Annotated in this window: 11 protein-coding genes and 1 riboswitch; of the genes, 2 read left to right on the top strand and 9 right to left on the bottom strand. The window is 53.3% G+C overall.

Going from position 1 to position 14,140, the window contains the following annotated elements:
• Positions 1-121 precede the first annotated feature (121 nt).
• From lysA to IEY53_RS10355, 5 genes are all read right to left on the bottom strand, one after another.
• Entirely contained in the window at positions 122-1,453 is a 1,332-nt protein-coding gene (lysA, locus tag IEY53_RS10335; RefSeq protein WP_189024581.1) for a diaminopimelate decarboxylase, read from the bottom strand.
• Between the two features lie 116 nt (positions 1,454-1,569).
• On the bottom strand, positions 1,570-3,303 hold the full coding sequence (locus IEY53_RS10340) for a spore germination protein (RefSeq protein ID WP_373293839.1): 1,734 nt from the start codon (positions 3,301-3,303) through the stop codon (positions 1,570-1,572).
• 542 nt (positions 3,304-3,845) lie between these two features.
• Positions 3,846-4,271, bottom strand: a complete 426-nt coding sequence (locus IEY53_RS10345) for a stage V sporulation protein AB (RefSeq protein WP_189024583.1) — start codon at positions 4,269-4,271, stop codon at positions 3,846-3,848.
• A gap of 2 nt (positions 4,272-4,273) precedes the next feature.
• On the bottom strand, positions 4,274-4,930 hold the full coding sequence (locus tag IEY53_RS10350) for a stage V sporulation protein AA (protein ID WP_189024585.1): 657 nt from the start codon (positions 4,928-4,930) through the stop codon (positions 4,274-4,276).
• A 160-nt stretch (positions 4,931-5,090) separates the two neighbouring features.
• The gene (locus IEY53_RS10355; RefSeq protein WP_189024587.1) at positions 5,091-6,047 is read right to left on the bottom strand and encodes a DMT family transporter; all 957 of its coding nucleotides are present in this window, start codon (positions 6,045-6,047) and stop codon (positions 5,091-5,093) included.
• A 129-nt stretch (positions 6,048-6,176) separates the two neighbouring features.
• A riboswitch (FMN riboswitch) is annotated at positions 6,177-6,327 on the bottom strand.
• 203 nt (positions 6,328-6,530) lie between these two features.
• Between IEY53_RS10355 and IEY53_RS10360 the strand changes: the two genes are divergently transcribed.
• Complete coding sequence (locus IEY53_RS10360) at positions 6,531-7,703, top strand: PstS family phosphate ABC transporter substrate-binding protein (RefSeq protein ID WP_189024589.1); 1,173 nt, start codon at positions 6,531-6,533, stop codon at positions 7,701-7,703.
• On the opposite strand, the gene IEY53_RS10365 is transcribed toward IEY53_RS10360, so the two are convergent.
• From IEY53_RS10365 to IEY53_RS10380, 4 genes are read right to left on the bottom strand one after another with little or no spacing between them, the layout of a single operon-like run.
• On the bottom strand, positions 7,687-8,577 hold the full coding sequence (locus IEY53_RS10365; RefSeq protein WP_189024591.1) for a metal ABC transporter permease: 891 nt from the start codon (positions 8,575-8,577) through the stop codon (positions 7,687-7,689). The two genes, IEY53_RS10360 and IEY53_RS10365, sit on opposite strands and share 17 nt — an antisense overlap.
• On the bottom strand, positions 8,574-9,503 hold the full coding sequence (locus IEY53_RS10370) for a metal ABC transporter permease (RefSeq protein WP_189024593.1): 930 nt from the start codon (positions 9,501-9,503) through the stop codon (positions 8,574-8,576). The genes IEY53_RS10365 and IEY53_RS10370 overlap by 4 nt, the downstream gene beginning before the upstream one ends.
• Positions 9,500-10,234 carry a metal ABC transporter ATP-binding protein gene (locus IEY53_RS10375; protein WP_189024595.1) on the bottom strand — a complete coding sequence of 245 codons (735 nt, stop codon included), beginning with the start codon at positions 10,232-10,234 and terminating at the stop codon, positions 9,500-9,502. The genes IEY53_RS10370 and IEY53_RS10375 overlap by 4 nt, the downstream gene beginning before the upstream one ends.
• 1 nt (position 10,235) lies before the next feature.
• A complete protein-coding gene (locus IEY53_RS10380; protein WP_189024597.1) occupies positions 10,236-11,198 on the bottom strand; it encodes a metal ABC transporter solute-binding protein, Zn/Mn family in 963 nt (320 codons plus the stop codon).
• Positions 11,199-11,450: 252 nt separating this feature from the next.
• On the opposite strand from IEY53_RS10380, the gene IEY53_RS10385 reads away from it, so the two are divergent.
• Positions 11,451-13,076, top strand: a complete 1,626-nt coding sequence (locus IEY53_RS10385) for an N-acetylmuramoyl-L-alanine amidase family protein (RefSeq protein WP_189024599.1) — start codon at positions 11,451-11,453, stop codon at positions 13,074-13,076.
• Positions 13,077-14,140 lie beyond the last annotated feature (1,064 nt).

A 14,140-nucleotide genomic window follows, 5' to 3' on the forward strand; every position in this document is an offset into this window, starting at 1 on the left:
TTGACCATATTGTTGAACACGTTTATTAGTTTACTATGAAATCACGCACAAAGCAAAACAAGCAGGAGTTGCCTCCCGCTTATTTCACTTCTACATATAAGGCTCTGCTCAGAGCCTGCAGTTACTTCGCAACAGTCTGCTTGGCAATGCGCGCAGGCACAATATCATTGACAATAATATCCTGGTGGCTTTCGCGGCGCACCACGAGATCACTCTGGCCATTCTGTACGAACACAACCGCCGGACGGCGAATCCGGTTGTAGTTGCTGGCCATAGAGTAGTTGTATGCGCCCGTGCAGGCTACCGCGAGCAGATCACCGCTGTTCGCTTCCGGAAGCTCTACATCCCAGATGAGCATGTCGCCGCTCTCGCAGCATTTGCCGGCGATGGAGACTGTCTCAGTCGCAGCTTCATCCGCACGGTTGGCCAGCAGGGCCTCGTACTTGGACTGGTACAGGGCAGGACGCGGATTATCGGTCATGCCGCCATCCACTGCAACATATTTGCGGACGCCCGGGATATCCTTTTGAGTCCCCACGGTGTAGAGTGTTGTGCCGGCATCGCCGACAATGCTGCGGCCCGGTTCAACCCAAATTTGCGGGAGCTTGCTGTAAATCCCGGCAAAGTAAGTCTTCACGGCATCGGAGATGGCCCCTACATACTCGGAGACTTGCAGCGGGGTGTCCCCTTCCACATAACGGATGCCGAAGCCTCCGCCCAGGTTCACAACCTGGAATTCCACATTCAGGCCTTCCTTGACGCTGCGGGCAAAACCGGCAACGCGCTCTACAGCCAGTTGGAAGCCGTCGGTTTCAAAGATCTGTGAACCAATATGCGAGTGAACGCCCAACAGCTTCAGATTCGGCTGGCCGGCTGCAACTTTGACAGCTTCATAAGCAGCGCCGTTGCCGATATCGAACCCGAATTTGGAATCCGTCTGCCCCGTAGAGGTATATTCATGGGTATGCGCTTCTACGCCCGGCGTTACACGCAGCAAGACATTGACCGTCGCTTCCTTACGCGCGGCAATCGCTTGAAGCAATCCCAGTTCAACCAGGTTATCGACTACAAAACAGCCGATTCCGGCATCAATAGCCATTTCGATTTCGTCCGGTGTCTTGTTGTTGCCATGGAAGTGAATGCGTCCTGCGGGAAACCCCGCCTGGAGTGCCGTGTACAGCTCACCGTCAGAGACTACGTCCAGAGACAAGCCTTCCTCATCCACCAAACGCACCATTGCCATGATCGAAAATGCCTTGCTTGCATAAGCAACCTGAAAGCCAAGTCCGGAAGCTGTAAATGCCTCCATGTATTCGCGGCAGCGGCGACGGACCAATTGCTCGTCCAATATATACAGCGGGGTACCATATTCCGCTTTCAATTCCGTTACATCACACCCGCCAATCTCCAAATGCCCGGCATCGTTAATCCGGCTCGTCCCGTGTAAAAACATTGTGCAGTCCTCCAATTTCTGTGGAATATCCAAATTCCATCTGTCTTATTATATTCAGTATAGCAGACAAAGGGAACTTGATTGAATGGACTAATTTGCAGTTGATTTGTATTATCCTACGATTGCTCATCTCCCTTGGCCGGAGGTGGCATTTTCGTATTGTCGCGGGTTTTGTTGAAGGACGGCCTTGTTTTGGAATACAGCACAGGCTGGCGCAGAATAATTTCACCCATTGCTTTTGCATTAAACGGTATAAACGGCCACAAATAAGAAGAGTTGTAAGAACGATGTGTGGTCAACAGTATAATCAGCAGCGTAGTGCCGATTACGAATCCGGGCACCTGGAAAGCAGCCACAGCCAGCAAAAGCACCAGCCTGACAATACGGTTGGCCAACCCCAGCTCATAGCTTGGAGTCGCGAACATACCGATCGATGCAACGGCCATGTACAGCACCACTTCATTGACAAACAATCCTGTCTGCACAGCTATGTCGCCTACCAGGATCGCGGCAATAAGGCCCATCGCCGAACCAAGCGGGTTCGGTGTATGCACGGCGGCCATCCGCAGCAGATCCACCCCCAGTTCAACGAGCAGGAATTGCCCCAGCAGGGGAATATGCGCGGTCTTTTGCGGGCCGATAAAATCGAGCATGGGCGGCTTCAGCTCTGGATGCAGTACAAGCAGCATCCAGAGCGGCAGCAGAAACATAGAGCAGAAAATACCGATAAACCGGACCCAGCGCAAATACGTTCCTATAAACGGTGTTTGGCGGTTCTCTTCCGCATGCTGGCAAAGGTCAAAAAACGTTGTAGGGAGCACCATCACACTCGGTGAAGTATCCACGAACACAACTACCCGGCCCTCCAGTAAATGGGAGGCCACAATGTCGGGACGCTCGGAATAACGGACCATCGGATAGGGATTCCAGCCGCCGCCAACAATGACCTCTTCCAGTTGCTTGTCCGCCAGCGGGATGCCGTCGAGATTGACGCCTTTGATTTTGTCGGTCACAGCTTTGACCTGGGTCTTATCGACAATATCGTCGATGTAAGCTACGCAGACATCCGTCCGCGTCCGGCGGCCGACCTGGTGTATCTCATATTTCAGCCCGGGATCGCGCACACGTCTTCGGACCAGAGCAACATTGGTGAGCAGGGTTTCTGTAAAACCGTCGCGCGACCCGCGCACAACCCGTTCTATGGAAGGCTCATCGGGATTCCGCGACGGGTATGACCGGGTATCCATGAGAATAACTTGATTCTGTCCTTCAATGAATATGGCGCTGATGCCGGTCAGGACCTTGTTGACGGTCTCGCTTAACAGATCACCCGTTTCTACCTGGATATGAGGGATATATTCTCGCAGAAAGCTGGCAAACACATCGGCGGATAAATGTTCAGGGGTAAGATAGGTCAGACGCTTCAAGATTTCGTCCAGTATCGTATCCTTGGCAAAACCGCTGATGAACAGCAGGGCTGCCGGTTGTCCGCCAAAGGACATCTCTCTGAACACCACGTCAAACGAAGACCCCAGCCCCATAACCTCTGTGAGTGTTTTTTTGGCCGTTTCCAGCGAGCAGGGAATTTCATCATTCCCCTGCCAGTAGATGACAGACTCTTCAAGCGAATCCGAAAGCTCGCGGTCCCGTTTCTCTTGCAAAGGGTCGGTGTTGTTATTTTCCTCCTTCAGCGTGAGCTTCTCTTTTTCCTGAGTCTCTTCGGGAGTTGCCTGCTCCTCCTGCGGCTGTTTGTCCGAACCTGCCGCAGCCTTCCCCTCTACTTGCCCGCCTTGCGTGTCATCTCCGCTCTCAGTCTCCTCGTCCATGTCTTCTTCCGATTCAGGGTCCATTCCAAATAATCGGGCAAAAAAACCCTTCTTCGGCTCTTCCGGCTCCTCGCTGCCCAGCTCGTCCGCAGCCTCCGCCTCCCACTGCCCGCCGTCTGTGCCTGTATCAGCTTCCATGGAAGCAGCAGAATTCGCCGGGCTGCTGCCCGTTTCTTCCCCGGCACCTTCAGCAGCATCCGTATCCGGGAGAGTTGCTTGCTCCGGGATTGCAGGTTCCCTGCACGAGCCTCCCTCCCCGAAATCATCTCCAAGCTCATCGGCGGAACCGGCTTCCGGGGAGCCTGGTTCGGCTTCTGCTTTGGGTGCAGCCTTTGTTTTGTCCTCCTCCGGGTCCAGGACCTCCGTATTCTCCAAAACTGCGGGATCTTGCTGAGCATCCTCCGTGGCAGGGTCAGCCATATGAGTTTCGGCTTGCACTGCACCTCCTGTATTAACTTCATTCCCCGGCTCTGCCGAGACTTCCACCTCATTTTGCTGCGGGCCGTTACCCTTTACGGGTTCTACATAATCACCGCTGTGAATATATCTCACTCCATTACCCCCTCTTAACGTAGGTATACAAACCAGTCAAAAAAAGAACCCGCAACCTTGCCGGTGACCATTGCCGCGAAGAGACCAAACAAATACCGGGTCATATTCAGACGTTTGGCCAGAATGGGCAGCACATTCAGCACCTCGGTCAAGGCGGCAGCCAGCATACCGACAAAAATGCCGTCGAACAACCCTATGCCCAGTTCGATTAAAGGCCCCGCGCCTATTTTCCAGTTCCAGAAGTCACTGACCGTCCCCAGCAAGGAGCCGCCTACCATCGCCCCTTCATACCAATGGACCCGATGATAGGAAGAGGTCAGCTGGGCCAGACGCGGCACGATATCAAGCAGTACAAACAGAGCGATCAGCCCGCCGCCCACAGCGATCCCTCCGGCTATGCCCAGCAAAAGATTAAGTCCCAGCGAGATTGGCGCCGTCATCTTCAGCCCTCCGGCTTCCCGGCAGGGCCCTGACCCTGCCGTTTCATTTTGCTGTATTCCTCATTGACCACATAATGGTCGATATTTTTCTGATACAGGAACATCTCCACCTCGAGCGGGGTCGGCTCCTCGTTCCATTTTTTCTTGAACAAATGGTTGAAAAAGATCACCATCCCGAAACCGATACCCAGCGAATAGGCGACCTGGAACACATAAGGATGTTCATCCCGATGGCCTGTAATCATCTCCACAATCCGGATCTGCACCTCCTGCATGCTGACATCCGCATGGAAATTCATAATCGTCAGCGCCGAGCCGAAGAACAGCAGCAGCCAGACCAGGACAAACAGGGCCATGGAGGGCTTCCGGGCTCCGGCTGGTCCTTCAATCTGCACGATAGTCCTTCCTTCGCCAATGGCTTCAATTTCGGCTTGCGGCAGCAGCTCCTGTATGCGGGGAATGACCATCATCAGGTCGATCAGAATCAGGTTGCCGTCACTTTGTTTCGGTTCCAGCAGGAGAATGGAGTACAGGGGCTGCTCCCACTCAGGGGCGACAATTAGAGTTGCAATATCGCGGAGTGTGACCCCTTTGCCTTTCGGCACGGTGATCCGGTTCTTGAGCTGTATATAAATGGCTGGGGCAGCATGGCCGTTCATCTGCATTCCTCCTTCTGATGGTGTGTCCAGGCTCAAGATGCACGATTAACGGTAGTATGGGAGAAAAGGCTTATTTTTACTCTTACTCCAAAACAAAACGAAGAGGTGCCCCTATAGCCATTCTGGCTTATAGGGGCACCTCTTCTTGGATAATTGTTATTTATTGGACGGCACTCTGCCTGGACTGCCTGGAAGAAATAAAGAACAGCGAGGTCCAGATGAGCGCAAAGCCGACAATCTGGGGGATCGTAACCAGCTGGTTGAATACGATCCAGTTAATGACTACTCCGGTCATCGGGAAGCTAAGCTCCGCCAGCGTAGCAAAGGAAGCTTTGGTGGTACTCAGGCCTTTATAGTATAGCAGCATGCTTAGGAGTCCTGGCAGCAAGGCCTGCAGCAGCAGGTTGACGGCCACTGCCGCCGAAGCCCCAAACCCTCCGGTCATCTGCCATGGAGCTCCTTCCAGGGCTGTAATCACAAACAATAAAGGCAAGGCCATGATGAAACGCAGCGAAGTGACCGTCTCATATTTCATCGAACCCAGCAGGTAACGGCCCATGACTGTCGAGCCTCCCCACAGGGCTGCAGCGCCCAGCGCCATCAGGCTGCTGACCCCGATAAAGCTGTTGACATGGCCGAAGGGAAAGGTCCAGCCGAAGGTCAGCAAATAGGTGCCGGCCAGGGCGACGGCGATCAGCGGTCCAAAGTTCTTGGGCAGGCGTTCCTTGAGCAGCACGGCGGCAAGGCCGATGGCGAACAGCGGCTGCAGCTTCTGCAGCAGCAGCACTGCATTCAGGTCTCCGCTGGATAAAGCCATGGTGAACAATATCGTTGCTGCGGCCGAGCCGCCCCAGGAGACGACCAGAAGTGCGCCTAACTGGCGCAGGCCAACACCCTTCAGCTCGGCACGATGGCGCCATAGCACTGGTGCCGCAGCCAGAAACAGAACGACATGCTCAAGCAATACAATCTGTGAAGAGGTTAGCGACTTCAGCAGGATGATGCGGAACAGCGGATCTACTCCCCAAAGCGCGGCTCCAAGCACCACCAGCCAGAATCCGCTGCGCAGCGGCGCCGTAGTCCGCATGCCTGAAGATGAAGCAGTAACATGACTCATAAATCATTCTCCTTGTCGATACAAACCCTCGATTAGAGACCAAAAGCCCCCGGATGGCCTGAAAAAGCGGCACTCGGGGGCATTGTCAATACAGACGATCGGAATCACTATCCCGCTTCGCCTCTATCTTATGATCCTCTCTCATCCGGACTTTACCGTCGGCTCTGGAATTCCACCAGATCAGTCGTTATCCTTTGCAGGCAAAGAATAACGAGTCGCGGGCTACGTTCGCTGTGAACTTACCGCCGGTCAGGAATTTCACCTTACCCCGAGAATCTTGTATTCCGTTATTTTTTTCACAATCTCAGAATAAACCTCTGCTGCCATTTCGTCCAGTACTTTATGAAAATATACATATTATTTTCATACATCAGCCCAAACCTTCTCTGCGTGGCTTTGTTGCTGGCTGGTGGAGGTAAGCGGATTACAGTATAATTAAGCCACCTATATTTATCCATTTCTAAATAAAAGCAGGAGGTTACTGTGAAAGGATCACTTTGGACGAAATTATTGATTACTGTATTTGCAGCAGCAGGCATTGCCTTCTTGGGGTATATCGCTTCCTTTATCGTCGCCGTTATGGGCGGCCTTGCTTTTTATGTGCCGCTGGTTGTCGCTATATGTATCGCACTTGCTGTATATATGGTGCTGAATGTATTTGGACTGCTGCGTGCCCGCACCCGGCATCTGGTCTTCCTGTCCTTCCTGGGCCTGTGCCTGCTGGCAACAGCCGGGTATGAGCTTAACCGGGCTTATGTCAAGAGCCATGAGTTGGTCAGCGAACAGGAAGTGAACCTCTTGCAATATGCTCCATTCCGGAATGAAACCAAAGCCGTCTCGCTTGCTGAGTCTTCCAGTTACCGCATAGAGCATGCTCCGCCGCGCCTGGATGGGGCGACGGCCCTTTATCCGCTTTATTCAGCTTTTGTCCAGGCCGTCTATCCGGAAGGGGAATATGATCCGTATGATTTCACAAACGGCCTGGTATTATGTACCAGCACACCTGTAGCCTACAAGAACCTGATTGCAGGCGATACGGATATTATTTTTGCAGCCGCCCCCTCGCTGGCCCAGCAGAAGGAAGCACAGCGAAATGGCGTCGAGCTGAGGCTGACACCCATTGGGCGTGAAGCCTTTGTCTTTTTTGTCAACACACGTAATCCGGTGACCGGTCTCAAGGCCCAGCAGATCAAGGATATCTACTCCGGCAAGCTGAAGCACTGGAGTGAGGTGGGCGGCAGCAACGACCCGATTCGGGCTTTCCAGCGTTCCGAGGGCAGCGGGAGCCAGACGATGCTGGTGAAATTTATGGGCGATACTCCGCTAATGACCCCGCCGCAGGAGGATGTGGCCGACATCATGAGCGGCATTATTCAGCAGACTGCAGACTACCGCAATTACAAAAATGCGCTGGGGTACAGCTTCCTCTTCTATGCCTCGGAGATGAACCGGAACGGGGAAATCTCGCTGCTGGATATTGATGGCATCAAGCCGGACAAAGAGAGTATCCGCAGCGGGAAGTACCCTTTTGCCACCGAATTTTATGCTGTAACGGCAGGAAGCGACAACCCGAATATCCAGCCCTTTCTGGACTGGATCGTGTCGCCGCAGGGGCAGGAGCTGGTAGAAAAGACCGGCTTCACCTCTCTGAAGTAGCTTTCTTTCGCGCTGGGACCGTTACGTAACGTGAGATCAACCCATGTTTCGGGGACATCAGGAAGCTAAGCAAGAAAACTACACCTGTAGCAAAAGCCATGGACCCTGAGATAGACGTATCCAGCCAGGAGGCAATATAGTAGCCTGCAACCGCCGAGCCCACCCCGAAACCGCCGCTCAGTCCAAACATCACGGACAGCCGGTCCGTCCATAAATAGGCGGCTGCGGCAGGCGTAATCAGCATAGCTACTACCATTATCGCCCCCACCGCGTCAAAAGCGGCTACTGTTGTAATGGACAACAGGGACATGAAGGCGTAATGCATAACGATGACGGGGATGCCGAGGCTGGCAGCCAGGGCCGGGTCAAACGAAGTGATTTTCCACTCCTTATAAAAAGCAATAATGGCAACCACGACGATGAGAAGGACTGCCGACAAAATCAGTGTCGCTTCCGGAATATCTCCAATCCAGGGAAGACGAACCGTTGTCCAGGGCACGAAGGTAATCTCGCCCATCAGCGCATGCTTGACATCCAGATGGGCATTGCCAACCTGCGTGGCAATCAGAATTACCCCGACCGCAAACAGCGTAGTAAACACCACACCAATCGACGCCTCGCCCTGAACCCCGCGGGACTGCAGCCACTGAATCAACACCGAAGTCAGCAGCCCGGCTATGACCGCACCGATCAGCATATGGTAACCGCTGAGCTCACGGGTCACCAGAAAAGCGACCACGATACCCAGCAGTACCGTATGGCTGATCGCGTCGGCCATCATTGCCATTCTGCGCAGAATAAGCAGCACGCCGATCATTCCGCAGGAAAGCCCGACCAGCGCTGCCGTCAGCAGAATCCATGCTGTGTAACTCATTGCAAACCACCCTCCTTGACCATTGATTTCTCGGCTTCTGCCGGAAGCGCACGAGGGCTTCTTTTTTGCATACGCTGTTGAATAGCCGTTACTACGAGTCCTTTGCGGGCTCCGAACAGCAGGGAGACAAGGAACACCGCCGAAGACGAAACTACGATGAACGGCCCTGTCGGCCAGCCTTTACCCATCGTACTGATCAGCGTACCAGCTACCCCCGCCCCTCCGCCGATGAACGCCGAACCGATCAGCATCCATTTGAAGGAATGGGTCCAGTAACGGGCACTCACCGCCGGAATAATCAGCAGAGCTGACATCAGGATGACGCCAACCGCCTGAATCCCAATGACGATCACCAGGACCAGTACGCCTGTATACAAGCTGTTCATCAGCCCGGATGGCAAACCAATCCCTTTGGCAAACTGCGGATCGAACAGATACAGCTTCCACTCTTTAAAGGCCGCATAGACCACCGCAATCACCAGCAGCCCGAGGATTCCCATCGTATAGACATCGCTTCGTACCATGGATGCCGCCTGCCCAAAAATAAATCCGTCCAGGCCGCTTACATTGCCGCCCCCGGTCCGGTTGACTATGGTAAGGAGCATGATGCCCAGTCCGAAAAATACCGATAGCACAATACCCATTGCAGTATCTTCCTTGATCCGGCTGCTGGACACGACCCACTGCACCAGAAAAGCGCCGATCAATGCGCTGAGCGCTGCCCCCAGAATCAGTATGGGCAACGCCTTCACTCCGGTAATGGCAAAAGCGATTACCACACCCGGCAGCGCCGCATGCGAAAGCGCATCGCTCATCAGACTTTGCCGTTTCCAGTAGGCCAGAGTGCCGATCATCCCGGAGGCCACCCCGAGAATCAGCATGCTTAACAGCACCCACCAGGCATTGGGAGAGAGCAGCAGTGTCATGAGGGCACCTCTTTTCGCCAACGCAGTCCAGCCCCGTAGGTCCGGTATACGTTGTCTTTGGTAAAAATCTCCGCAGTCTCGCCATAATTCATCACACGGCGGTTCAGCAGCAGCACATGATCGAAATAATCCTCGACGGTCTGCAGATCATGATGAACGACCATAACCGACTTGCCCCGGCCTTTGAGCTCCCGCAGCGTGGTCATTATCGCTTGTTCCGTGGCGGCGTCAACGCCAGCCAGCGGCTCATCCATGAAATAAAGCTCGGCGTCCTGCACCAAAGCGCGGGCCAGGAATACCCGCTGCTGCTGGCCGCCGGACAACTGGCTGATCTGCCGGTCCGCATAATCGGCCATGCCCATTTGGGCCAGGGCTTGCAGCGCCTGCTGGCGGTGTCCGGCTTTGGGCCGCTTCAGCCAGCCCACAGCTCCGTACAGGCCCATCAGCACCACATCAAGTGCATCTGTGGGGAAATCCCAATCCACCGAACCTCGCTGTGGAACGTACCCGATCTTACGGCGCATCTTGGACAAGGGCGCTCCGGCAAAGGTGACCGTGCCGCTTAATTTCGGGTGCAGCTCCAGCATGGTCTTGAGCAGCGTCGATTTGCCTGCGCCGTTCGGACCGACAATGCCGGTCAACGAGCCTTGCGGCAGCTCGAAGGATACGTCTTCGAGCACATTATTTTTACGATAAGAGGCCGATAAGTCTGTAACCGCAAGTCCCTGCATCCTAATTCCCCCCTTTGCTAAGCGCGTCTGCAATCGTCTTCACGTTGTGCCGGTACATGCCGATATAAGTTCCTTCCGCTGTCCCTGCATCCCCCATCGCATCCGAATACAGCTCACCGCCCAGCTTGATCTTCAGGCCTTTGCCCGAAGCCCCCTCGATAACGGCATTGATGGAGCTTTGATTGATGCTGCTTTCCACGAATACTGCCGGAACCTTATATTCCATGAGCAGATTGATCGTATCCTCGATATCCGTAATTCCAATCTCATCCTCCGTGCTGAGCCCTTGCAAGCCCACAACCTCCAGTTCATGCATCCGTCCAAAATAACCAAAAGCATCATGTGCGGTCACAAGCACTCTCTGCGCCTGCGGAATACCGTCCATTTGCGCTGCCGTCTCTGTCTTCAGCTCCTCAAGCTGTTTGAAGTACGCCGTTTTGTTTTGTTCAAAATAATCCGCATGCTCCGGATAGTGCTCCTTCAGCCCGGCCGTTGCCGTCTCCAGCGCAATTCTCCACAGATCAATGTCAAACCAGACATGGGGGTCGATGTTCCCCTGCTCATCTTTCAGCAGACGATCCTCCGGTATGGACTCGGCTACGGCGACCACCGGCTTGTTTTTGCCGATCTGCCCGAAGACCTCCGCCATATTCCCCTCCAGGTGCTGTCCGCTGTAGAATACCATGTCCGCAGAGCTCATCTTGCCGATATCCCCTTGGGTAGCATTGTACAAATGCGGATCGACACCGGGACCCATCAGGCTTGTTATGCTAACCTTATCCCCGCCGATGACCGTTAGCGGCTCGGCAATCTGAGCGATGGTGGTTACAATCGAAATTTTGCCGTCTGCGGCGTTCCCGCCCTTTCCTTCCCCATTGGCTGCACACGCTGACAGCGCCAGTGAACAGACCAGCAGCAGCACCATACCCAGCTTGATTTTCTTACCGGTTATACTCTTCTTCATCCTTCTTTCCTCCTTCATTTCTCTACGCCAATTTGTGGTTCATACAATTTCAATAGGGGATGTCCATGCATTAGGACAAATATGTTTCCCTCAGGAAAAACTTATTCTTATACACAAAATTAATGCCTATCTGCAAGTTTGTCAATCCTCTTGTTAAAAATTTATACATTTTCACTGGTGAACAACCGATAATATTAGTAGAAAAATGATCTGATACATAAGATGACTAGACATGACAGGCAGGGATGGATTATGAAAAAAATCGGGCTGGGGGTGTTGCTTCTGTTCCTGCTCCTATTTGCAGCAGCAGCAGGAACAGGGCACGCCGATCGGGCAGAGACACACATTTATTTGGACGGCCATGAACTTGCGGTAGCGAAGGATGCCGGGGTACAAATTATGAACGGCAGCGTTATGGTGCCGCTTCGGCTCGTGGCCGAACAGCTGGGTTATGCGGTAAAGTGGGACAACACCGCCAAGACCGCTTCGATCCGCCAGGGAGAAACCACATTGAAGCTTAAGTTGAATCATGCGGTTGCGGAAGTGTCGGGTAAAGAGGTCCCGCTCGAGCAGCCGCCTACGCTTAACGGCAGTCTTACTCTGGTACCCTTGCGGTTTGTCGGGGAAGCGACCGGAGCCGCTGTCAAGTGGGACAACCTCACCAAAACGGTCTATCTGACCTCACCGGCCAAGACATCCGCCCAGGGTACACCTGCAGCAAGCAGCGGGAAACCGGCCGGTGCGGCAAGCGGAATCAATGGGGAAAGCAATGCTTTGGCCGGACTGACCGGCATTACATTCAAGGACAACAAGCTGCAGCTTGCCTTGAACGGCAGCGTATCCCCCCGCGTCTTCGCGATGACCGGCAATGACCGGATTGTGGTAGATTTGCCGGACACGGCATTTGCAGCGGATTTCACCCGGAATATGGCAAATACGGAGAGCCATGACGGGCAGATCGCGGTTATCGGCAATCCCGATGTTTCCGCTGTCCGGTATGCTCTGTTCAGCAGCACGCCCTCTGCGATCCGGGTCGTTATCGACCTGAACAACCCGAGAGCCTATACTGTGACAAAAGGCAAGGAAGGATCTGTCACAGTAGAGCTGACCGGAACAAGTCCGGTCTCTCCGCCTGTGCAGACGCCCGCCGCTACGCCGTCTCCAGCGGCTCCAACTTCCATTGCATCGGCAGCTCCTCTTGCTTCGGTACCCCCTGGTGCTACGGCGACTCCTGGTTCTTCGGCAACTCCTGGTGCTTCGGCCACTCCTGTTCCCTTGGCTACTCCCACTGCCCCGGCAGACGGTACAAGCACAATGGCACCGGATGGCAAGACGCTGGTAGTCATCGATGCGGGACATGGCGGTAAGGACCCCGGAGGCATCAGCCTGGGCAAGCAGAAGGAGAAAGACTTCACGCTGGCCACGACCCTGAAAATCCGGGAGCTGCTGAAGAACGATCCCAATATTGAGCTTGTCCTTACCCGCAGTGATGACAGATACCCAACCTTGCAGGAGCGGACCAAATTGGCCAACGAGTTGAAGGCCGATCTGTTCATCTCCATTCATGCCAATAGTATCCCGGAAGGCAGCTTGAGCAATCCGAGCGGCACGGAGACGTATTATACTCGCCCGGAAAGCCTGGAATTCGCGAACATTGTCCACAAACACCTGGCAGCGGCCAGCAGCCTTGCGGACCGGGGAGTACGTCAGAGCAGCCTGCATGTTACCCGGGAAACCAAGATGCCCGCGATCCTGCTGGAATGCGGATATCTCAGCAATGCCAAAGATGAAGCACTGCTCTACTCGGAGGATTTCCAGCAACAAGTCGCCGAGGCCGTTGTGGCCGGAATTAAGGAGTATGTACTTTTTCACAGCTAAGAAGACAAACAAACAGCGATTCCCCAAGAAACGGAGAATCGCTGTTTTGTGTGTTTGTGTGCAGCTCACTACTACCCATTACGGGCAAACGAAAACCATCCGACCTCAAGCGTACTTTCGGTAACCTCCTACACAGCACTATTATGATGTTTTGTTCTATGCTGGCTCGAGCAACGCCAGTCTTTGTGATGCAGTCTGTCTTTTCACTGCAATCTGTTCACTGCATTTTGTACATCAAAACGCGAGTGAATCCGGCTTATTTTCGATTAGAGTGCATTTACTGCATCAGAAACAGCAGCCAGGGCTGAAAAACCCAGGTAAATTAAATTACTACTGCACGAAATACATCAGAATGGACTTTAGAGCTCTCTGAGAGCGATTGTGCTGCACATAATGCATTAGAATCGCATTAAGCACTGACAAGCTGCGGAAGTTACTCCATTGCCCCTAGTTTTTCCATCGGCTCTTCACTTGCAGCACCATTATCGCTCAGGAGATATACACATTTTCAGGCCAAATAAAGGTAAACCTTACGAACAAACGAAAGCCATCCGACCTCAAGCGTACTTTCGGTAACCTCCTACACAGCACACAGCACTATTATGATGTTTTGTTCTATGCTGGCTCGAGCAACGCCAGTCTTTATGATGCAGTCTGTCTTTTCACTGCAATCTGTTCACTTCCTCTTCAGTTTGTTCACTGCATTTTGTACATCATAACGCGAGTGAATCCGGCTTATTTTCGATTAGAGTGCATTTACTACATCAGAAACAGCAGCCAGGGCTGAAAAACCCAGGTAAATTAAATTACTACTGCACGAAATACATCAGAATGGACTTTGGAGCTCTCTGAGAGCGATTGTGCTGCACATAATGCATTAGAATCGCATTAAGCACTGACAAGCTGCGGAAGTTACTCCATTGCCCCTAGTTTTGCCATCGGCTCTTCTCTTGCAGCACCATTATCGCTCATCAGATATACAATTTTTAGGCCAAATAAAGGTGAAAGTGAACCTAAACAAGCCAGTCTCCAATAGCTCGGATTCTGGCTTGTTGACTGGTGCT

Origin of the sequence: Paenibacillus albidus, assembly GCF_014644435.1 — a bacterium.
Classification (GTDB): Bacteria; Bacillota; Bacilli; order Paenibacillales; family Paenibacillaceae; genus Paenibacillus_AQ; species Paenibacillus_AQ albidus.